At 43.9% G+C, this 22,626-nt stretch carries 21 protein-coding genes; 14 read left to right on the top strand and 7 right to left on the bottom strand.

The annotated features are described in order from the left end of the window. Together NWQ57_RS03855 and NWQ57_RS03850 are read right to left on the bottom strand one after the other, a co-directional pair. Positions 1–685, bottom strand: a 685-nt coding sequence (locus NWQ57_RS03855; RefSeq protein ID WP_306020752.1) for an ABC transporter substrate-binding protein, incomplete at its 3' end; no start/stop codon positions are given. 135 nt (positions 686–820) lie between these two features. Continuing rightward, positions 821–1,687, bottom strand: coding sequence for a TraB/GumN family protein (locus tag NWQ57_RS03850; protein ID WP_306020751.1), 867 nt, complete (start codon positions 1,685–1,687; stop codon positions 821–823). 375 nt (positions 1,688–2,062) lie between these two features. Between NWQ57_RS03850 and nirB the strand changes: the two genes are divergently transcribed. The 12 genes from nirB (at position 2,063) to NWQ57_RS03790 (ending at position 17,827) form a co-directional block, all read left to right on the top strand. Next, entirely contained in the window at positions 2,063–4,651 is a 2,589-nt protein-coding gene (nirB, locus tag NWQ57_RS03845) for a nitrite reductase large subunit NirB (RefSeq protein ID WP_306020750.1), read from the top strand. Between the two features lie 10 nt (positions 4,652–4,661). Next, entirely contained in the window at positions 4,662–5,009 is a 348-nt protein-coding gene (nirD, locus tag NWQ57_RS03840; protein WP_306020748.1) for a nitrite reductase small subunit NirD, read from the top strand. Positions 5,010–5,018: 9 nt separating this feature from the next. After that, positions 5,019–7,841 carry a nitrate reductase gene (locus NWQ57_RS03835; RefSeq protein WP_306020747.1) on the top strand — a complete coding sequence of 941 codons (2,823 nt, stop codon included), beginning with the start codon at positions 5,019–5,021 and terminating at the stop codon, positions 7,839–7,841. A gap of 72 nt (positions 7,842–7,913) precedes the next feature. Then, positions 7,914–8,969: a glycosyl transferase family protein gene (locus tag NWQ57_RS03830; RefSeq protein ID WP_306020746.1), complete on the top strand. Its 1,056-nt coding sequence runs from the start codon at positions 7,914–7,916 to the stop codon at positions 8,967–8,969. A gap of 460 nt (positions 8,970–9,429) precedes the next feature. After that, positions 9,430–10,059 carry an ANTAR domain-containing response regulator gene (locus NWQ57_RS03825; protein ID WP_306020745.1) on the top strand — a complete coding sequence of 210 codons (630 nt, stop codon included), beginning with the start codon at positions 9,430–9,432 and terminating at the stop codon, positions 10,057–10,059. A gap of 33 nt (positions 10,060–10,092) precedes the next feature. Continuing rightward, positions 10,093–11,202 carry a CmpA/NrtA family ABC transporter substrate-binding protein gene (locus NWQ57_RS03820; RefSeq protein WP_306020744.1) on the top strand — a complete coding sequence of 370 codons (1,110 nt, stop codon included), beginning with the start codon at positions 10,093–10,095 and terminating at the stop codon, positions 11,200–11,202. A gap of 329 nt (positions 11,203–11,531) precedes the next feature. Beyond that, positions 11,532–12,938, top strand: coding sequence for a CmpA/NrtA family ABC transporter substrate-binding protein (locus NWQ57_RS03815; protein ID WP_306020742.1), 1,407 nt, complete (start codon positions 11,532–11,534; stop codon positions 12,936–12,938). Between the two features lie 84 nt (positions 12,939–13,022). After that, positions 13,023–13,973, top strand: a complete 951-nt coding sequence (locus NWQ57_RS03810) for an ABC transporter permease (RefSeq protein WP_306020754.1) — start codon at positions 13,023–13,025, stop codon at positions 13,971–13,973. A gap of 19 nt (positions 13,974–13,992) precedes the next feature. Next, on the top strand, positions 13,993–14,844 hold the full coding sequence (locus NWQ57_RS03805) for an ABC transporter ATP-binding protein (RefSeq protein WP_306020741.1): 852 nt from the start codon (positions 13,993–13,995) through the stop codon (positions 14,842–14,844). Positions 14,845–14,952: 108 nt separating this feature from the next. Continuing rightward, positions 14,953–16,173: an alginate export family protein gene (locus NWQ57_RS03800; protein WP_306020740.1), complete on the top strand. Its 1,221-nt coding sequence runs from the start codon at positions 14,953–14,955 to the stop codon at positions 16,171–16,173. Between the two features lie 145 nt (positions 16,174–16,318). Further along, a complete protein-coding gene (locus NWQ57_RS03795; protein WP_306020738.1) occupies positions 16,319–16,672 on the top strand; it encodes a VOC family protein in 354 nt (117 codons plus the stop codon). Positions 16,673–16,909: 237 nt separating this feature from the next. Continuing rightward, on the top strand, positions 16,910–17,827 hold the full coding sequence (locus NWQ57_RS03790; protein ID WP_306020736.1) for a formate/nitrite transporter family protein: 918 nt from the start codon (positions 16,910–16,912) through the stop codon (positions 17,825–17,827). 1 nt (position 17,828) lies between these two features. Here NWQ57_RS03790 and NWQ57_RS03785 read toward each other — a convergent pair whose 3' ends face one another. The 4 genes from NWQ57_RS03785 to rnhA form a co-directional block, all read right to left on the bottom strand. Next, positions 17,829–18,128: a hypothetical protein gene (locus NWQ57_RS03785; protein ID WP_306020735.1), complete on the bottom strand. Its 300-nt coding sequence runs from the start codon at positions 18,126–18,128 to the stop codon at positions 17,829–17,831. A 97-nt stretch (positions 18,129–18,225) separates the two neighbouring features. After that, positions 18,226–18,450, bottom strand: a complete 225-nt coding sequence (locus NWQ57_RS03780) for a histidine kinase dimerization/phospho-acceptor domain-containing protein (protein WP_306020734.1) — start codon at positions 18,448–18,450, stop codon at positions 18,226–18,228. A gap of 3 nt (positions 18,451–18,453) precedes the next feature. Next, positions 18,454–19,485 (bottom strand): diguanylate cyclase, encoded by a 1,032-nt coding sequence (locus NWQ57_RS03775; RefSeq protein WP_306020733.1) that lies wholly within the window; start codon positions 19,483–19,485, stop codon positions 18,454–18,456. A 209-nt stretch (positions 19,486–19,694) separates the two neighbouring features. Continuing rightward, complete coding sequence (gene rnhA / locus NWQ57_RS03770; RefSeq protein ID WP_306020731.1) at positions 19,695–20,156, bottom strand: ribonuclease HI; 462 nt, start codon at positions 20,154–20,156, stop codon at positions 19,695–19,697. Between the two features lie 80 nt (positions 20,157–20,236). Between rnhA and dnaQ the strand changes: the two genes are divergently transcribed. Together dnaQ and NWQ57_RS03760 are read left to right on the top strand one after the other, a co-directional pair. Next, complete coding sequence (dnaQ, locus tag NWQ57_RS03765) at positions 20,237–20,947, top strand: DNA polymerase III subunit epsilon (protein ID WP_306020729.1); 711 nt, start codon at positions 20,237–20,239, stop codon at positions 20,945–20,947. Between the two features lie 10 nt (positions 20,948–20,957). Next, positions 20,958–22,340 (top strand): TIGR03503 family protein, encoded by a 1,383-nt coding sequence (locus tag NWQ57_RS03760; protein WP_306020728.1) that lies wholly within the window; start codon positions 20,958–20,960, stop codon positions 22,338–22,340. Positions 22,341–22,428: 88 nt separating this feature from the next. Here NWQ57_RS03760 and NWQ57_RS03755 read toward each other — a convergent pair. Then, the coding region (locus tag NWQ57_RS03755) for a hypothetical protein (protein ID WP_306020727.1) at positions 22,429–22,626 on the bottom strand (198 nt) is incomplete at its 5' end.

The following is a 22,626-nucleotide window of genomic DNA, read 5'->3' as shown; positions in this document are numbered from 1 at the left end:
GAGCGTATTCTCCTGAAGTACGCATACTGTCAAGGGCAATATCGAAGGCTTGTTGTAGTGTTTCATCTTGCGTGATTGCGCCATAATCTTGGCTGGTAAAGATACTATGCACACTAATATCTGTGTCAGGAAATAAGGCATTCTTGGTATAGCTTAACAGTCGACGTTCGCCAATAACAATATCGGTTTTGTGATTGATGAGCAGTTTTAATTGTACGTTTCGGTCAACTAATTCTAAGTAGTCGGTGTTCTTCACTGCTAAAGCAAAATCGGGACCCAGCACTGTGGTGGCAGATTGATAAGCAATCACCGACTTGTCACTGAGATCATTAATCATTTTAACTTGAAGATTGGCCTCTTTTAGGGAAATTGCCACATCCTCAAAGGGAAGGTAAGTAGACGTTGTGTACCCCCTGTCTGCGTTAAATGCCGCAGGACTGGCAATATCATATTTACCTTCGTTGAATTCTTTAATGAGTCGATTGTAAGCAAGCAAATGAAACTCTGCTTCATACCCCATTTTATGCGTAACCTGACGGATAATTTCTACGTCAATACCTGTTATGCCTTGTTCTTCATCGAAATAAGCCCACGGCGCGCCTAAATTCACTGCCACCTGAAGTTTTTTTTCAAGGCCATGTCCGTGAAATGAAAACAACAACAAGATAAGCAAAATATTGCGCATGGTAGTCCTTGATGATTGATAGGTGAGAGGCACTAACGATTAAACTAAGAGTACCACTAAGCGATGGTTGACAATATGGTAACTATAAAAAACGCTTAGTTATTGAAACTAAGCGTTTACTTCAATTAACAAGGTTTACAGTTGTTCTATTTTGTAACCCTTGGCGGCTAATTTAGCCAAGACACTGTCAGGCCCAGCTAGGTGTAATCCACCGACTAAAATAAATTCAACGGGTTCATCATTTAACATCGCTTCAATTTTAGGAAACCAATTATTGTTACGGTCGACTAATAGGTCTTGATAAATTTGCGGATAGTCTGCTTTAAAATCATCAATTGATACGTCAGCCATAGCCTGCATATCGCCAGAACGCCAACTGTCTCGTAGGTCATTGATGGTTTCAGGCAGCTTTTTGATATCACGAATAGCGTAATCAATCATGCCGCTTTCGTCATCTTTACCCAGATTAACTAAAAATGAGATTTGCTCGTCAGGGGTTTCAAACCATGCTTGCGGTTTGCCATCGGCTTGGGATTTGTTGGCATAAAACTGATCAACCCCTTCACTGGTAAAACCCAGAGCCTGTAATTCCATTATACTCAATGTCACTGCGATTAAGCTCGGCTTTAACGTTTCCATGGCTTCGATAGGGACATTACGCTCTGCCATATGTTGTTTTAGCTTGGCATAGGTGTCAGCGTTCAGCACTTTATCAAGGGTGGTGCCATCCGCATAAACCATTTGGGCCATCATTTTTTGTTGAAATTCAATGCTATTGACTGCCACCATGTCAGTTTCAAATACTACTTTATCTGCGGCGTCATAAGCCACATCATATTCAGAGGGTAAGGGATAGTCTTCGGGGCTAAGAATATGGATGGTACCGCCCACATACACCGTGTGTTTATCGTTACTGACCTTCCAAACTGAAGCGGCCTGAACCTGCAATGATATTGCGCTCGCAGCCAAGATAAACGCACCACATAATTTATTTAACGTCATGTTTTTATTATTTCCATGTCAAAATGAGTAAAAAAGAGGTCGCAGAATAGCGGCTAACCCTTAATAAGAGCAATATGTGTTTGGACTATTTGGTTTGCGCCATGATGGCACTTTTGCACCAAATTATGACGTAATACCTGTATATTCTTTAAAGTATTTTGATTAACTTATTGATATGAATAGATTTAATTTGTGGCATTAAAACTGTATAAATAAAACTAACTAAGTAAATTAGCCTAAATTTATTTGTAACTTAATTTAATCCTTGCCAACAACTGTGTTGGTGATGGTTTGGCAAAGAAGCCCGCATGTCTGACTCGTTCAGCAATGCGGGCTTTTTTTTGCTCTCATTTTAGTTAAAGGTGATATATGACAATGTCAGCACAAATCAAAAGCAAACAACAAACACGGATTGTTGTGGTGGGTAATGGCATGGTTGGCCATCATTTTGTTGAGCAGTTAATACAACATAATGCCAATGTAGCCCAGGATGGACAGGCTATACACATTTGTGTGTTATCAGCAGAGCCAAGACTGGCCTACGACAGAGTACATTTATCCGAATATTTTTCAGGCAAAACAGCCGAAGAACTCGCCCTAACTACACCACAGTACTATCAGCAGAACCAGGTAGAGTTTAAATTGGATGCTGCGGTGGTTGATATCGATAAGCAAGCCAAAACCGTGACCACAGTGCAAGGTGAAGTATTAGCTTACGATAAACTTGTTTTAGCCACTGGCTCATTCCCTTTTGTGCCTCCTATTCCTGGCAACGATCAGGCCCACTGCTTGGTTTACCGTACCATTGAAGATTTAGAAGCCATTAATCATGCTGCTCAGGTTAGTAAAGTGGGCGTGGTGGTAGGTGGTGGATTACTAGGCTTAGAGGCAGCGAATGCACTTAAGCAGGCCGGTTTGCAAACCCACGTTGTCGAATTTGCTCCTCAGCTTATGGCCGTTCAAGTAGATGAGGGCGGTGGTCGTTTATTGCGCAGTAAAATAGAGGCGCTAGGGGTACAAGTGCATACCCAAAAAGCCACCCAAAATATTGAAAAGGGCGATAGCTGTCGCTACAAAATGTGTTTTGCTGATGGTTCAAATTTAGAAACAGACATGATTCTATTTTCTGCTGGTATTCGTCCGCAAGATGCCTTAGCTCGTCAATTTGATATCGCGATTGGTGAGCGCGGGGGCATAAAAGTTGACAATTATTGCCAAACCTCAGCGCAAGATATTTATGCCATTGGTGAATGTGCCTTATGGAATAATTTCATATTTGGATTAGTGGCACCAGGTTACACCATGGCGCGAGTCGCTGCGACCCACATACTAGGCGGCGATTTGAGTTTTTTAGGCGCCGACATGAGTACCAAGTTAAAGCTCATGGGGGTGGAAGTTGGCTCTATTGGTGATGCTCATGCCAGACAAGCAGGGGCCTTGTCGTATATTTACGAAAATCAGCCGCAAGGCTTGTACAAAAAAATCGTCGTAGACGCCACGAAACAAAAACTTCTGGGTGCAGTGTTAGTAGGTGATACCTCAGACTACGACACCTTATTACAATACGCACTTAATGGGATTGACCTTCCTGAATTTCCAGAAAGCCTTATATTACCTGCAGGTAGTGAGGGTAAACCCGGTTTAGGTGCTGACGCATTGCCAAGCACCGCAACCATTTGTTCTTGTCACAATGTATCAAAGGGCGACATCATCGCTGCCTTTGATAATGGCGCTTGTAGTGTTGGTGATATTAAAAGCTGCACAAAAGCCAGCAGTGGCTGCGGTGGTTGTTCGGCTTTACTGAAAAGTGTGTGTGACAGTGAATTAAGCAAACGTGGCGTCGAAGTCAAAAAAGACATTTGTGAACACTTTGCTTATTCACGCCAAGAGCTATTCCATTTAGTGAAAGTGGGACACATCAAAACCTTTGATAGCTTGCTTGAAAAACATGGGCACGGACTAGGCTGCGAAATATGTAAACCTGCTGCGGCTTCTATTCTCGCTTCGGTGTGGAATGAGTTTATCTTAAAACCCGATCATGTCAGCTTGCAAGATACTAACGATACCTATCTTGGCAACATGCAAAAAGACGGTACCTATTCCATCATCCCTCGCATTGCAGGTGGTGAAATTACCCCCGATAAACTGATTGTACTGGGCCAAGTAGGCAAAAAATACAATTTGTACACAAAGATCACCGGTGGACAACGCATTGATTTGTTTGGCGCTCGTGTAGATCAGTTGCCAGAAATTTGGGAAATATTGATCAATGCTGGCTTTGAAACGGGGCACGCTTACGCCAAATCATTGCGCACAGTGAAGTCCTGTGTGGGCAGCACCTGGTGTCGCTTTGGGGTGCAAGATTCTGTTGGCCAAGCTATCGATTTAGAAAACCGTTATAAAGGGTTGCGAGCTCCGCATAAAATTAAATTTGCGGTATCAGGTTGCACCCGTGAATGTGCCGAAGCACAAAGTAAAGACATCGGTGTCATTGCCACAGAAAACGGCTGGAACCTTTATGTGTGTGGTAACGGCGGCATGAAACCACGCCACGCAGATTTATTTGCTACCGATTTAGATAGCGCGACCTTGGTTAAGTATATCGACCGCATATTAATGTTTTATGTACGAACCGCAGATCGGTTACAGCGTACCTCCGTGTGGCTAGAAAACCTTGAAGGGGGCTTAGATTACCTAAAACAAGTGGTCATCGAAGACTCGTTAGGCCTAGTAGAGGCGTTAGAGAAGCAAATGCAGCTTGTGGTTGACTCTTATCAATGTGAATGGCGCACAGCCATAGAAAGCCAAGCATCTCGTAAGCGTTTTCGTCAGTTTGTTAATAGCGATAAAGTGGATTCCAACATTGTTTTTGTCCAAGAAAGGCAGCAAATACGCCCCGCCACAGAAGCAGAAAAACAGAGCTATCTGCAACAGGCAGATATAAAAACCAGCGAAGTGGTATAAGGAAATGAGCATGACAAAGACAGCAAATTGGATGACAGTCTGCCAAACCAGTGATTTGGTTGACAATTCAGGCGTATGTGCACTGATTAACGAACAACAAGTGGCGTTATTCAAACTTAGCGTGCGCGAGCAGGTGCAACTTTTTGCCATTAGTAACTGGGATCCAATCGGTAAAGCCAACGTCTTGTATCGTGGTTTATTGACCTCTGTGGGAGAGACCATCACCGTCGCTTCCCCCTTATACAAACAGCGTTACAGCTTAGCCACGGGACAATGTTTGGACGCTGATGAGATCGCTGTTCGCGTTTATCCCATTCGGATAGAGCAGCAATTGGTTCAAATCCAAATAGATAAGTAGAACATGTTGATGTCGCAAACAAATACCGTGAAGACCAAACGAGCCAGTCAAGAACAAGGCCCTAGCGAGGTGTCAAGTACCTGTCCTTACTGTGGAGTAGGGTGCGGTGTTGATGTGTCGGTCGACTATGTCAAAAGTGATACTGGCAACGGATCTACAGTGCGCTTAAGTGGCCTATCAGGTACCCGTGATCACCCTGCTAATTTTGGTCGTTTATGTGTCAAGGGGACGCAATTATTAGCCACAAACAGCCTTGCTGGACGCATGCAAACCCCAACGATTGACGGTAAAAAAGCGTCTTGGTCAGCGGCCATCAACAAAGTTGCCCAAAGCTTTAGTGACATTATTGCCACACACGGAGCAGATTCAGTGGCTTTTTATGTATCAGGTCAGCTATTGACTGAAGATTATTATGTCGCCAATAAGTTGATGAAAGGCTATATCGGTAGTGCCAACATCGATACTAACTCGCGCTTGTGCATGTCATCGGCGGTAACGGCATATAAACGGGCCTTTGGTGCAGATGCGGTGCCATGCTGTTATGAAGATGTAGAAGAGACTGATCTAGTGGTACTGGTAGGTTCTAATGCCGCTTGGACCCATCCAGTGTTGTATCAGCGTATCGAACGCGCTAAAAAACGCAATCCTGCACTTCAAGTGGTTATTATTGATCCTCGTCGCACCGCAAGTAGCGAATTAGCTGATTTACACCTGCCAATTAAGCCCGGCACTGACGTAGCCTTATTTAACGGATTGCTAGCCTACCTGAGTGCTAATCAAGGTTTAGACCATCGTTATATCGAGCAACATACCGAAGGCTTTACTGCGACCCTTGAAATGTGCCAAAACTGGTCAGTAGACCAAGTGGCTGCTTTTTGTGACGTAGACAACAGTGTCATTACCCAGTTTTTTGACTTATTTAAGCTGCGAGACAGGGTGGTAACGGCTTATTCAATGGGAGTGAATCAATCAAGCAGTGGAGTTGATAAAGCCAACGCCATTATCAATTGCCATTTAGCGACGGGTAAATTAGGTCGTGAAGGTTGCGGACCCTTTTCGCTAACAGGCCAGCCCAACGCCATGGGCGGGCGTGAGGTGGGTGGCTTGGCCAATATGCTAGCGTGTCACATGGACTTGGATAACGCTGTGCACACTCAGTTGGTACAAAACTATTGGCAGTCTCCTAACATAGCCACTAAACCAGGTTTAAAAGCTGTTGATTTATTTGATAAAATTCTCGATGGCACGGTTAAAGCTGTGTGGATTATGGCCACCAATCCTGTGGTGAGTATGCCTAATCGGGATAAAATTATTGCGGCTTTGCAAACCTGTGAGTTGGTGGTGGTATCAGATGTAACAGCCCAAAACGATACCATCGACTACGCCCATGTCACCCTACCTGCCACCACCTGGTCAGAGAAAAATGGAACGGTGACAAATTCAGAACGGCGGATTTCGCGCCAACGGGGGATATTACCGGCTTTTGCTGAGTCAAAACACGATTGGCAAATAGTCTGTGATGTGGCCAAAGCCATGGGTTTTAAGCAAGGGTTTAACTATCAAACCGTGCATGAAATCTTTAATGAATATACCGGATTAAGTGCCGAGCAAAACCAAGGTTCTCGAGATTTAGACTTGTCGGGTATCAGTCAGTTAAGTGCTGAGCAGTATGACAAACTGCGCCCGGTGCAATGGCCCATCAATGCTGCGAATCCACAGGGGACAAAACGGCTATTTAGCGATGCCAAGTTTTACACCCAAACCGCAAAGGCGCAATTTATTGCACTCAGTGTGCAGCTACCTGAACAACAATGCTCAGCGGCTTTTCCCTTTGTGCTAAACAGCGGGCGTATTCGTGATCAGTGGCATACCATGACTCGTACCGGCAAAAGCAGTGAACTCAACGCTCATCAACCTCTCCCGACACTGGCTATTCATCCAGAAGATGCAGCGGCTCTCAATCTTAACCAACACGATTTTGTTCAGCTCTTTGCAGCGCATAATGATCAGCCTAAGCGTAAGGATGACAGCAGCGAAACCAAGGTAGTGTTAGCCGTTAATATTGATAGTAGACAGCGTCAAGGAGAGGTTTTTGCGCCCATTCACTGGAGTGCGGCTAATTCATCAAGCGCTGCGATTGCTTCTTTGTATAGTGACGCTCATGATCCCTTATCAGGCCAGCCAGAATTAAAACATGCCGCAGTTGCGCTCAGCCCCATCCGTTTTGCCAGTCAAGGTCAGATATTCACTAAACACCCTTTAGCTCGTGATTTTTTGCGCCGCTGTTTTGATTATTATGTGCAGATTCCTTTATCGCAGGGCTGTATGCTTACTTTTGCGAGTCAGCAACAGATCCCAGCGCTTAAGTCTCTTATCCAACAGCACTTTCCACTGTATGACGAGTGGATGAGTCAACTGCTTGATGGCCAACAAAACAGCTATGCCTTGCAACAGGGGCAGCTAATGTTAGCCATGTTTACAGGAAGCGATTATCGTCAAATAGACCAAGTGTGGTTAAACGCATTATTCAGCCAAACCCAACTTGGTCCACTGGATTTTAACGCCTTGTTAACCGGGCGACCGCATACCGCATTTAATGCAGGTCCCTTAATATGCAGTTGTTTTAAGGTGGGCGAAAATACGATTAAACAAGCCATTGAAGCGGGCTGTGAGACGGTCGAAGCCTTGGGAGCGAAGCTCAAATGTGGCACCAATTGTGGATCGTGTAAATCAGAGCTGAGCCAATTGCTCAATCAATATACCCCGGCGCCGCAAACACAGATGTCAGTAGCGGCTGCTCGTATTTCAGTTGTACAATTAGATGAGCAATAGAACACCAGCGTTATCAAAGATTGTATAAAATCGAGATAGCCAAGACCTACTACATACTAAATAAGCGACACTATGTTAGAACCTGAAATTACTGATTTTAAACACTTTATTCGGCTAATAGGGCGAGGGCAGCGCGCAGGCCGCAGTTTAACAATCCAAGAAGCGCAGCAAGCCATGACCATGTTGATTAACGGCGAGGCCACGCCTGAACAAAAGGGCGCGTTTTTAATGTTATTACGTGTGCGTGAAGAAACTGCAGAAGAATTAGCGGGCTTTACCTTAGCTTTTAGAGCGTTTAATCACAGCGGGCTTGCTGGATTAGACGTCGATTTAGATATGGGCTGCTATGCCGGTAAAAGACGCCACCTTCCTTGGTTTTTGTTAGCCGCAATATTGTTAGCCCAGCAGGGTAAACGGGTTTTTCTACACGGCACTCACGAGCCGGATTCAAAACGTTTATACCTCAAAGAAGTATTGCCACACTTGGGCTTGTCGGTATCACGCTCTGTCGAACAAGCACAGGGAAATTTAGACAACTGTGGTCTAGCCTACATGGATTTAGCGTTACTGAACCCGCAACTTGAAGAGATTATTCAGCTCAGAGATCAATTTGGATTGCGCTCTTGTGCAAATACTTTGGCGCGTATGCTTAATCCAAGTGCCGCACCTTACAGTTTGCAGGGCGTGTTTCATCGCAATGTGGATATCAAACACAGTGAAACTGCATGCTTATTAAACGAAAAAAACGTTTTATGTTTTCGCGGTGAGGGCGGTGAAATAGAATTTAATCCTGAGCGCGACGTAAGCTTACATATTGCTAGATCCGGTCAAGCAGAGGTATGTGAAGTCAGCTCTGCCACTGAAAATTGGGCGCTCAAACCCAAAGAATTAGTCGCCTCGTATATGCTTGAAGTATGGCGTTCAGATACAACTGACCACTACGCTGAGCAAGCCATTATCGGTACTCTGGCGATTATGTTGGTGCTCACCGAGCACCTGGCTTGGCACATTGCGATAGATCAAGCTAAGCAATACTGGTCCGCGCGAAATAAAGTATGGCCTTTCGAGCTGCCAAAATCGCCTGATGCGCTTGCTTTTAATACTCAGGGTAAATTCTACGCTCACTAGGAATACTTAGGCCAATTTCACCGTGAAGTTGGCTGTTTGCTTGTCGCGCCTTTTGTCAGTTGATTAAAGTGAGGCTAGGCACAATTCTACTTTGCGTTATATTGGTGCAGTTGCACAGCGTTTTGACACAAAAAAATAACATTTCAACTTTCCATGCCCTTGCATCGCGCTTAAGTGTGAGACAAATGCGTCTCTTGATGACTACTTGTCATTCGTAAGGCGAGAAGGATTAACCATCGAGCAACTGCCGATGAAGGTATATTGGCTAAAATGAAGAACTTTATGCCCAGCTGAGCAATAATTAGCCGTATAAACGATATTTACGCTCCCTTTTGCATAAAAATTATTCATAAAATTTTGCCGTTTAGCATTGTATTTTTTGTTTCGTAAAATCACTCAGTATTGGCTTAGGGTTTGCAGTATCTATTTCATGAATAGTTATTAATCTGCCCCGTTAATCATGTCAGGAAAATCAGTGAACCGGACACACAATACGTCATCCTTAAATAACCAAGCTGAGCTATGTATTTTGTTGATAGATGAAAATGTACAGCGCGCAGAGTCGATTAGTTGTGCCCTGAATAATTCGCGCTATCGCATTAGTCATTTAGCCAGCCCTGGCGCATCTTTATTAAAACAGGTTGATGAGATCCAGCCTGATATTATTGTGATAGATATTGAGTCGCCAAGTCGCGACATACTGGAAAGTTTACAAGCAATTTCACATTTCAATCCAAAGCCTGTGGTGATGTTTTCAGCGCAAAACGACACCAATACAATTAATCAGTCTATCGAATCTGGCGTCAGCGCCTATGTTGTGGGTGACATAGAGCCTGTCAGGGTCAAACCCATTTTAGACGCAGCAGTCGCACGATTCCGCGAATTTCAAAAACTCAAAAATGAACTGAGTGATACCAAACAACAATTAGCCTCTCGAAAAACCATTGATCAAGCTAAACGCCTACTCATGAAAAAGAAAAATATGTCAGAAGATGAGGCGTTTCGGGCAATGCGCAAAACCGCGATGGATACCGGCCAGAAGTTAGACGATGTAGCAAAAACCTTACTTTCCATACTCGGAACGTTGTGAGGGCACATGGCTAAGACAAATAAAGGTAACAATATGAAAAAACCAGAACAAACCACCTTAACCTTAGGTTTTATTCCATTAACAGATTCTGCGCCCTTAATTGTGGCCAAAGAGTTGGGATTTTTTAGTCAATGGGGTTTAGATGTTACCTTACAAAAGCAAAATTCCTGGGCAACGTTGCGTGATAAATTGCACGCGGGTTTGCTAGACGCTGCACAAATGTTAGCACCCATGCCATTAGCCAGTACCTTGGGACTGGGTTGTACACCTACTGCGGTCATTACGCCATTGGTATTAAGCCTAAATGGCAACGCCATTACCTTGTCTGAAAAATTACATCAAGAAGTCATTGCCGAAAATAAGATCACGCATTTGACCTTGCCAATGGCCGCCTATTTGTTGCAGCGGGTTATCGCCACCAGAAAAGCGCAAGATAGACCAAAATTGAAGTTTGCCACGGTATTTCCCTATAGCTGCCATTTTTATCAATTACGGGATTGGCTTGCCTCGGCTAATATTACCGATCAGGATGTTGATATTGTGGTCGTTCCTCCGGTGAATATGGTCGCGCATTTACAAAGTAGTGAAATCGATGGCTGCTGTGTTGGCGGCCCTTGGAATGCGAAAGCGGTGAGAGCGGGGACAGGGCTTACGGCCTTAACCTCATTTGATATCTGGCAGGATTCGCCAGAAAAGGTGCTCGGCCTGTTAGAAAGTTGGTACAAACAGAATCCTAATACAGTATTAGCCCTAACCGCCGCCTTAAAACAAGCGTGTAGCTGGCTTGAAAGCATTCCTAATCGCTTTGAAGCTGCTCGGTTGTTGTCGTCAGAGCAGTATTTGGATGCATCGGTTGACGTGATTGCGCCATCGTTAATTGGGAGTTGTCTTACTCACATTACCATGCCACCACGCTCAATTCCTTCTTATAACCAGTTTTCTAAATCAAATAATGGCACCATCAATATTCCAGAATATGTGCGTGGTGAATGGCTAATGAGTCAAATGAACAGTGCTGGCCAACTTGCAGGGGTAAACGTACCGGTGGATTTAGTTAAACGTGTATTTAGGCCTGATATTTACCAACAAATGCGCCTCACCCTAGAAGATCAAAAAGTTCAATTTTTTAGGCATTCGGGCTAAATCATGTTTTTAGGGGCTTTATCGTGGTGACACGTAATGCGCACATAATTAGCGCAACGTGCACTATGATGACAAGCTTAAGTAAAATTCAATCTAGGACGAATTTATTAAGTTATTGATAATAAAGAGTTTTAAATGTTGGCATCTATCATGCTAAACAATATCTGAAACCAGTGTGTTTCTAACGCACCAAGAACTATAACAATATAAAACTCATTATTGTTCGCACAGCATCGACGCTAAGCATCAATAAGGCAATGTAGCCCATACAAACTTTCCGTGTCCTGGAGTTTGTGTGGGTTTTTTTTTGGCTAAAACTGGAGAAAACCATGAAAACCACCACATTAATGAGCAAATTAAAGCGCCGCGCTCGCCAGTTAAGCCTTAGTACACTTGCAGCCACTTGTAGTCTAAGTTTGCTTTCTTTAGGTTCCGCTCAAGCAGAAAAATTGGCTTGGCCAGAAAAAGAAGAATTGAAGTTTGGATTTATCAAACTGACTGATATGGCACCATTAGCGGTTGCCTATGAAAAAGGCTATTTTGAGGAAGAAGGTCTGTATGTGACCTTAGAGGCTCAAGCGAATTGGAAAGTACTCTTAGATAGAGTAATTGATGGCCAATTAGACGGCGCCCATATGTTGGCTGGACAGCCCTTAGGCGCGACTATCGGTTTTGGTACGCAGGCTCACATTATCACCGCCTTTAGCATGGACTTAAACGGCAATGCAATTACGGTCTCAAATGATATTTGGGCCCAAATGAAACCTCATGTACCAATGGAAAATGGTAAACCGGTCCATCCCATTAAAGCGGATGCATTAAAACCGGTGATTGATGATTTTAAGAGCAAAGGCAAACCCTTCAAAATGGGTATGGTATTCCCCGTTTCTACCCACAACTATGAGCTTCGCTACTGGTTGGCTGCAGGGGGAATTCACCCAGGATTCTATGCGCCAGATAAGGGCGATACCAGCGGGCAAATCAATGCCGATGCTTTATTGTCAGTGACACCTCCCCCCCAAATGCCGGCTACCATGGAAGCAGGCACAATTAACGGTTATTGCGTTGGAGAGCCATGGAATCAACAGGCGGTATTTAAAGGCATAGGTGTACCCGTGGTTACCGATTATGAAATTTGGAAGGATAATCCAGAAAAAGTCTTTGGTGTCAGTAAAGAATGGGCCGACAAATACCCTAACACCCATATTCGAGTGGTGAAAGCCATGATCCGTGCTGCGATGTGGTTAGATGCAAACAACAACGCCAATCGGCCCGAAGCCGTGAAAATATTAGCGAAAAGCCAGTATGTCGGCGCCGATGAAGAAGTGATCGCTAATTCGATGACCGGCACCTTTGAATATGAGAAAGGGGATAAAAGAGAAGTACCTGACTTTAACGTATTTTTTAGGCACAACGCGACGTATCCTTATTACAGCGATGCGATTTGGTATTTGACTCAAATGCGTCGTTGGGGGCAAATTTCCCAGCAAAAACCAGACTCTTGGTACAAAGACATCGCTAAAAAAGTTTATCGCCCCGATATTTATGCTCAAGCGGCTATGGCGCTTGTCACGGAGGGTAAAGCTAAGGCATCTGATTTTCCTGAATTTAGTAACGAAACAGGCTTTAAAGCACCGCAAACCCATTTCATCGACAATATTGTTTACGACGGCTCACAGCCTAATGCTTATTTAGAAAAGTTCTCGATTGGCTTAAAAGGCGATATCCAGCTTTAAATTACAACTGAGGTAGGCCTTTGGCCTGCTTTCAAGGAGATTATTATGTCTAAAACCGTCACATTACCGCTCAACTTGCTGTCGATGAGTCGTATTAATGTTGCTTCGCTGGGCACGTGGCTTGGACAATTGGCCTTGCCAGTCATTGGCATCGTCGGGTTTTTAGCCTTGTGGAGTGTGGTGGCAAGTAACATCGATACCTCCTTAGGCAAGTTTCCAGGGCCAGGCGCAGTATGGGAGCAGGCCGTCAATTTAGTGGATGAACATGTGGCTCAGCAACAAAAGGCCAGTGATTTTTATCAGCGCCAAGAAGAGCGTAATGCGGCTCGATTGGCACAAGATCCCAGCTATGAAGTAAAGATTCGTGACTTTACCGGGCCGCCCACATTTTTTGCACAAATATGGACCAGCTTGTATACCGTGGCGGTAGGCTTTCTATTCGCCTCACTTATTGCGGTACCGCTTGGCATTTTATGTGGGCTCAGTAAAGCAGCTTACAGCGCTATTAATCCGTTGATACAGTTGCTTAAACCCGTATCGCCTTTAGCATGGCTCCCCCTTGTGACAATGGTAGTAAGTGCAGTGTATGTCAGCAGCGACCCGATGTTTTCTAAGTCGTTTATTACCTCTGCGGTAACTGTTTCATTGTGTTGTTTGTGGCCCACCTTAATCAATACAGCGGTAGGGGTATCGAGCATTGATAAAGACCTATTAAACGTCAGTAAAGTGCTGCGTTTAAGTCCGATGTCTCATGTCTTTAAGATTGTGATGCCCTCGTCGATTCCGATGATATTCACCGGTTTGCGTTTGTCATTAGGCATTGGCTGGATGGTGCTAATTGCCGCAGAAATGCTGGCGCAAAATCCGGGCTTAGGAAAGTTTGTGTGGGATGAATTTCAAAATGGTAGTTCTGAATCCTTAGCTAGGATCATGGTGGCTGTGCTGACCATTGGGATCATCGGTTTTGCGCTTGATCGCCTCATGTTGATCCTGCAGAAAAAGGTCAGTTGGGATAAAACCGCGGTGTTACGTTAATAGTAGAGAGGGGAATAGTATGACAAGTAAACACCAGTTAGAGTTAAGCCAAGTGGGTATCGATTTTCCTACCGCAAAAGGCCCCTTTACCGCGTTAAAAGATGTGAATTTACGTATTCATAAAGGTGAGTTTATATCCTTAATTGGTCACTCAGGTTGCGGTAAGTCAACAGTTTTAAATATAGTGGCAGGGCTTCATCAAGCTACAACCGGCGGGGTTATTCTAGACAGTCAAGAAGTCACAGAGCCTGGACCTGAAAGAGCAGTGGTTTTTCAAAACCATTCATTATTACCTTGGTTAAGTGCCTATAAAAATGTTGAATTAGCGGTAAAACAAAGCAGTAAAAAGCGCAATAAAAAAGAAATTCGAGAGTGGGTTGAACATAACCTTGAGTTAGTCCACATGAGTCATGCAGTTGATAAATTACCGTCTGAAATATCGGGCGGTATGAAACAGCGCGTTGGTATTGCTCGTGCTTTGGCGATGGAGCCGAAAGTATTGTTGATGGATGAACCTTTTGGAGCGCTTGACGCGTTAACTCGCGCCCATCTGCAAGACTCGGTGATGGAAATTCATGCTGAACTGGGAAATACAGTGATTATGATCACCCATGATGTAGATGAAGCGGTTTTGTTGTCTGACCGCATCGTCATGATGACCAATGGTCCAGCGGCCACAATTGGCGAGATATTGTCCATCGATCTTGAACGCCCGCGTAATCGAATCGAATTAGCCGATAATCCTAAATACAACCACTACCGCCATGAAGTGCTGAAGTTCTTATACGAAAAACAGCGCAAGGTGGAATCGGTCAGCAGTCACCGCTTGGCACAGCGCAATAATAAGGTGGGACAACACAATGCCGCCTAAACAATAAGCCGTAGCGGTTTTAACTAAGCACGACTCAATAAAAACGTAATTTAATTTTGATGCTGTATGGCGTCATAGGACACTTTTGCCCAAAAACCGAGGAAAAACATGAAAAATTCTAATCAAAGCTTTACCTTAAATAAACGTGTATGGTGCGTCATTGTTGGGCTTGTAAGCATAAGTAGTGGTGCTATTGCAGATGAACTCACCACGGCACTTACTAGCGGTAAACCCAGCGCTGATTTTAATTTACGCTATGAAAGTGTTGAGCAAGAAAACGGGCTAAAAGATGCCAGTGCATTAACCTTACGAACTCGATTAGCTTACACCACAGGTAAGGTCAGTGGGTGGTCTGCCTTGGTGGAAATGGAAGATACGCGTATTGTTTTAGGGCAGGGCGATTACAGTGTGCCGCAAACCGCTTATCAAAGTGGAGTGTATTCTGTGATTGCTGATCCGGAGCATACTGAATTAGATCAGGGCTTTGTACAATATACCAGTGAGACAATCACTGCCAAAATAGGCCGTCAGGTTATCGCATGGGATGGGCAACGTTTTATTGGCCATGTTGGCTGGCGTCAAGACCGTCAAACGTTCGATGCAGTCAGTGTGAAATATAACCCTCGTCAGGATCTGACCCTTAATTACGCTTATATCACGCAGCGCAATCGTATTTTTGCCGAGGCACAAGACCAAGACAGCAAAGACCACCTATTCAATGCGAGTTTTAAAACTAGCCTTGGCACACTGACCGGCTATGGTTATGTATTAGAGCTCGATAATGAAACCGAAAATGACTTAGATACATTTGGTGTTAGTTTTGTTGGAAGTGCTGTGGCAGGTGGGACGAAGCTGCTTTATTCACTGGAATACGCCAATCAAACCAGCGAGACTGTCGCCACAGACTTTAGTGCAGACTACATGTTGGCTGAGTTTGGAGCGGTGATGGGGGGCCTTACTGCAAAACTGGGCTACGAATCTTTGGGCTCTGATGATGCTGCTTACGGGTTTTCTACTCCCTTGGCTACCATGCATAAATTCAACGGTTGGGCTGACATATTTTTAACGACGCCAGCACAAGGTTTAGTGGATACCTATATTTCTCTTGCAGGTGGTGCACTTGGCGGTAAATGGATGGCGGCCTATCACAGTTTTGAAGCCGATAAGGCCAGTGATTCCGTGGATGACCTGGGTAGTGAGCTTGATTTGCAATATGTTCGCGCCTACGGTCCACATTACAGTATCGGTCTTAAATATGCCGCTTATTCGGGAGACAGTGGCAAGGTTGATACGGATAAATTATGGGCGTGGTTTAGCGCCAAGTTTTAAATTCATGCTAGTAAAACGAAGGGCCAAAGGCCCTTCTATTCTGCGTTTCAACTTACATTAACAAAACCCTTCAAGCATCAAAATTACATTTCTATTACATCTGCTCCTTGCTAAGCTACTACCTTCTCGTTAGTTGGAGTCATTTATGTCACAACACCATAAAATTAATTATATTGAGATCCCTGTGAAGGGACTTGCCTCAAGCAAAGCCTTTTTTAAACAAGTATTTGGCTGGTCTTTTGTTGACTATGGCGATGATTACGCTGGTATCGTCGGCGCTGGCATTGAAGGTGGTTTGTTTTCTTCGGATTTAACCGTATCGACTAAAACAGGCAGTGTGTTGCTGGTCTTGTATAGTGAAAATTTAGCGAAAACTCAGCAGGCAATTATTGCTGCGGGAGGGGTTATTGTAGAACCAACCTTTGATTTCCCAGGAGGGCGTCGTTTTCATTTCGCTGACGTAAATGGTAACGAGTATGCAGTGTGGAGTGATAAATAGGCTTTTGCAATGTGTCACCCACAGAGACTTGTGTTCGAATATGTTACGAACAGCACTGGCATGATTTGCCCTATATGTTGGGTTAATGGGTAAGGCGAGTCATTCACATAAGGAATGGGCGGGCTAACCGTTAAAATTCAGAAAAACGCTTTCATTTTTAGGGGACACGTTGCTGAGCCAGATTATTGTTGATAGACCTAAATAAGGACATCAGCTGCTTTTAGCCAACAGGATATTATGATGCAGCACAGCGACAGCAATGAAAATAAACAAACCATTAGTGATGAAGCGAAGTCGCGAAATATGGCGTCACAGCGCGAAAATCGTGAAAAAACACCTGCGCCAACCGAAAAATCTTTAACCGGCTCAGAACGAGAAGCCGTTGCTGAACACGGCAGGTTATCGTCTTTGACTGTGTATTCGATCATTTTACGAGAGGGAGAGGAAGAATTACAGCGACCAGTATCCTCGCTATGGTGGTCTGGAGTGGCAGCAGGTTTAGGGATATCGACCTCCGTTTTAGCAGAAGCCGTTCTTCGAACGCATTTAGGCTCAGCTCATTCTTACTTAACCATTATCGAAAGCCTAGGCTATACCTTGGGTTTTATATTGGTCATTTTATCAAGGCTGCAACTGTTTACAGAGAACACCATCACAGTGGTGTTACCCTTGCTCGCTAGCCCCAGTAAAAATCGATTTATCTGTACTGCTCGCTTGTGGGGAGTGGTGCTAGCAGCCAATTTGGTTGGGACCTTTATTACCGCAGCTATTGCTATGCATGGCGGTGTACTGACTCAAGAAATTCTGGACTCTGTTTTACAAATTTCTCGTCATGTGGCTGCGTTAAGCCCGATGGAAACCTTATTGAGAGGAATACCAGCAGGCTTTTTCATTGCCGCAATAGTATGGATGTTACCCTCTGCAAAAGGCTCTGAAGTGCTGGTGGTTATGCTATTTACATGGCTTATTGCCGCGGGGGAGTTTACTCATGTTATTGCCGGTTCAAATGAGATTTTTAGTCTTGTTTTGATAGGTGAAATGCCTTTCGCGGCTGCATTTTTGCAACATATTGGTCCCATGTTAATGGGTAATATTATTGGTGGGACTGGGCTTTTCGCCATGTTAGCCTACGGGCAAATTCGAGAAGAGATGTAGTTTAGCTTTTTCGCTCAATAGCGGGGATTTCAAAGTAAGCATCAGGTGATTTTTCTTTTAGTTCAGCGAGTGATGACTTACGGGCTTGACGTTGTTGTACACTCTCTCCAAATACACTGAGGTGCTCGTCTTCTATCATCTTGCTTATCTCACAAGGCGTCAAAATATTGAGTAATTTTGCAGCTTGGAGCAAACCTTCAGTTCTGAATTTGTGTTGGTTATTTGCTTTACTTTGTTTGATATTTTCAAAGGTCTTTGTGAGTTCAGCTCGACAATAGTCAATAAATGCCCGGTGTTCCATCTCTACGTACCTCTTCCTTGCTCACTTGTTAGGGAAATGTCTGGGTGAATCAGCCATATCATGCCAGCTTGTGGTGGATGATATAGCTTGGTTAAGTTTAGTCGCTTTTAGGACTGACTTTGTTGCTCCGCATGTCGCTAATGGTTTGCTCACACCGTTTACATTGCTGCAATATCACCTCAAAAGCCTGAGCAATTTTTTCGCTACTGCCTTGGTTGGCAATTAGCATCTTACCCAGTTCAGCATGAAGCGAAATGCTGTTCAATGGATTTCTAAGGCGATGGGTAAAATCCTTGAACTCTGTTTCGTCGATTCGATCCATGACTTACATTACCTTGGTTTTGTGGGCTAGCTTTGTTTCACTCTTGAGATAATTAACGCGGTTTTTACCTGAATGTTTCGCCGCATAGAGTTGCTGATCTGCGAGGCGAACAAAGTCATCAAGACTTTGTTCTTGATGTTCAACATGATCCGCCTCAAAAATAGCTAAGCCGATACTTACGGTCACAATATCAAAAGGCTTATTATTTTCATGGACAATGCGCAATGCTCGAATTCGGTCCAATATCTTATTTGCAACGACCAGCGCCCCCTCAAGATCAGTGTCCGGTAAAACTACGGCAAATTCTTCTCCACCATAGCGCCCTACCACATCTGTTTCTCTGCGTTTAACGGATATTATTTTTTCAGCAACTTGCTTTAAACATTCATCACCTTGAATATGGCCGTAACAGTCGTTGTATAACTTAAAATTATCAATATCGATCATCATTAACGCCATTTGGTGACCATAACGAACAGTGGCCGCATAATGTTGCAATAACATTGTATCCAATTGCCGACGGTTAGCCGCACCAGTAAGGCCATCGACATAAGACAAAATTTCTAGTTTTTTACGATAATGAATTAATTCCATTTGATTGCGTACCCGTACACGCAGGATTGCAAAATTCAGTGGCTTGACTACGTAGTCTGCGGCGCCAAGTAACAGTCCCTTTTCTTCATCGTCCGGGCTGTCAGCAGCGGTCACAAAAATAATGGGGATGTGGGCAGTTAATTCATTAGACTTGAGTTCTCGGCAGGCTTCGTAGCCGTCCATCGTAGGCATATCAACGTCCAAGAGGATAAGATCGACTTCTTCTTTCAGAATGTAATCAAGTGCATCTTTCGCGTTGTCATACAGTACAACGTTATACTCAAACCCAAACAAGGCCTCCAACGCGTCTAAGTTGCTTTGATAGTCATCGACTATCATCAAGGTTTGTCTTTTAAATTCACTCTTATCAAATGATGTCCCCGGACTCCATGTGGAGCGGACCTTGGACAAACTCGGCTTAGCCATTTTATTACTCTCCATGATAAACGCTTTGCTAATAAGAAAGGGTTTGTCGCTACTGATTGTGTGAATATGCAGGTACAGTACCAGTTTTGCTTTGGTTTTTTAAGTTATTGATAAGCAATAGCTTTGTTTAAATTTATGTTGTGCTGTATGAGTCAGCTCCGGGTGGCATTGTGACTTATTTACAGTGCGTGTAGTCTTTACAGTACCTTGACTCACCCTTCTGTTTACGCATTAAACCCAATATCATCCAAGTGATTTTTACTTTCAGCAGCAGCCCGAGCGAGTTGATCGCAGGCTTCATTCTCTGGGTGTCCAGAATGGCCTTTTACCCAGTGCCAGGTGACATCGTGACGAGCGACCTGCTCATCTAAACGCTTCCATAGATCAACATTTTTGACGGGCTTTTTGTCAGAGGTACGCCAGCCATTTTTACGCCAATTTTTAATCCATTGATTGATGCCATTTTTTACGTACTGGCTATCAGTAGTAAGATTGACCTTACACGGTTCGTTTAGGCAGGCTAATGCCTCGATGGTCGCCAGCAATTCCATTCTATTATTGGTGGTATGTTTAAACCCTTGGTTTAATTCTTTACGATGTTGACTGAACACTAAGACAGCACCATAGCCACCAGGTCCGGGGTTACCTAGGCAAGAGCCGTCGGTAAAAATTTCGACTTGTTTCATGTAATTATGCCATTTTTTTATTTTAGCGCAGTATAATGAGCGAGATACGTAATGCTACAAAATTCTAAAAAGAGTGTGAAATGCGACAAATTGTACTAGATACCGAAACTACGGGTATCGATCCCAGACAGGGACACCGAATTATCGAGATAGGTTGTGTTGAGTTACTCAATCGTCGATTAACTGGCAATACTTTTCATGTATACATCAATCCTCAACGTATTGTTGAGCAAGAAGCAATCGAAGTGCACGGTATTACTAATGAATACCTTACTGATAAACCGGTTTTTAGTGCTGTAGCTCAAGAATTTATTGAATTTATCAAAGGTGCGCAATTAGTTATTCATAATGCGCCGTTTGATGTCGGGTTTATGGACGCCGAGTTTGCTCGCATCCCACGCTTCGCTGGGCAAAAAACGGCTGAGTTTTGCACAGTACTAGATACCCTTGATTTAGCTCGCCAGTTGCATCCAGGACAAAAAAATAACTTAGATGCCCTGTGTAAACGCTATGGCATTGATAACTCCCATCGTGAAAAACACGGGGCCTTATTAGATTCTGAAATCTTAGCCGATGTGTATTTAATGATGACAGGCGGCCAAACAGATTTAAATTTGTCTGGTAAGTCACATACCGAGGGAGGGGTGCAGCAAGAAGTGATTAGACGTTTGCCTGGTGACAGAAAAGCGTTAAAGGTTGTGAAGGCTACGGCCGATGAACTGGCTATGCATGAACAACGCCTTGATCTTGTTTTGAAAAAAGGGGGCAGTTGTCTTTGGCGACAACAATAACAGGAATGGCATGTTAACGAGTTTATCCAAGTATGTAGGGTCTTACTTCCAAATATTGGGGGTCTGCGTACTGATTTGTGTGAACACTAGTGTAGAAGCGCAAAGCAAAGTTGCGCCTGCTACTAACGAAGCTACGTCGGCCACAGATAAAAAAACTGAGGATGCCGATAAGTCGGTGCTGACTTTATTAGGTACTGAATATCAAAATGGCATAAAGCTTTTGCGAAATCGCTTTCGCATTGATTACATGGTTGACGAAATTACCATGATTTTCTTTCGTGAATACGGCAGTTCACCCGTGGTGCTGGTAAAGCCTGATGGCAGCAAAATTTTTCAATCTGATGCCGACGGTATTGATTTGTTTTGGTATGACACCGCGACCTACGACATGATCAGTTTAAAAAAGCCTACTCCTGGTCCTTGGCAGGCGGTTGGGCAAATTCGTGAAGATAGCCGAGTAATGGTGATTAGCGATATCGCTCTGCATGCTGAACCTTTGCCGCGGGTTATTTTTTCAGGTGAAATTCTCAAGCAAACTGCGTACTTAACCAATCAAGGTAAGCCAATTGATTACCGCGCTTTTCGCGATGTGGTAGAGCTTAGTATCGATTTTTCTAGCACAAATAATCCAAATTTTAATAATTTTGGTGCCCAGCCACAAAATATCGCAACCTTTGAAGACAATGGTAAGGGCATGGATGAGCGGCCCTTAGATGGTATTTTTACCGGGCAATTCAATTTAGCGGTAGCGGATGGAGAATGGACGCCGGTATTTTCAGTTTCAACGCCAATGTTTACGCGCGAACAGGTGGGTGAAAATCTGATGCTTTATCCAAATCCGATCAAGATTTCAGTTGAAAAGGATGAGGTGGGTAAAGGTTTTCATAAACTATCTATCGATACAGAGCGGGAATTAGTGGATATTGCCACTTTATTACTTGACGGTAAAATCCGTTTTCCAAATGGCGATATTCAAAACTTTTCCATCACTGACATGTCCAATGATGTGCGTCAATTTGATATTGTTAATTATGAATCTGGTGTATACCGAGTGAAGCTTACCGCTTATGGTAATACAGTTGAAGGGCGGGAATTTATTCTGGATGTACCTGAATATAGCTTTTTGGTGGAAGAACCGAGACCGCTAGTTGAAGCGCTTACTCCTACGACCGATCCTGCCTTAGCGGCTCAATCAGACGAGTCGAATATGAACGAACAAGTGCCAAATGCTGTGATGGGGGAAAATAATACGAATGCAGACCCAGAGCGGGCGGAAGAAGAATCACAAGGTTGGCAACAAAGCACGATTATTTGGTTTGTGGTTGGCTTGAACTTATTGATTGTAATTTTTGGCGTGGCAGCAATTTGGTTTTTTAGTCGCCGACGCAGCTAACGTTAATGAAATAGTGATGCGTGCTGCAAATATCGAATTAATTTAGGCTGTTTTTAAGGCGACAGGCCATTAAAACAGCGTAAATTGGTTAATCCTGCAGCAAACGATTCACTTTAGTGTATTTTGCTTGAAAAAGCGGTTGACTCACCTTTGGCTTACCCGTATTATCTGCGCCGCGGTCGACGAGGTGAGTCCAGTACTTACATTGTAACTGCTTGATAATGTTAAAGAATGTGGAGTGGTAGTTCAGTTGGTTAGAATACCGGCCTGTCACGCCGGGGGTCGC

Origin of the sequence: Paraglaciecola sp. (genome assembly GCF_030730205.1) — a bacterium.
In the GTDB taxonomy this organism is placed as follows: Bacteria; Pseudomonadota; Gammaproteobacteria; order Enterobacterales; family Alteromonadaceae; genus Paraglaciecola.
Note: the sequence above shows the minus strand (reverse complement) of the source record. Positions and strands in the feature narration are given on the sequence as shown.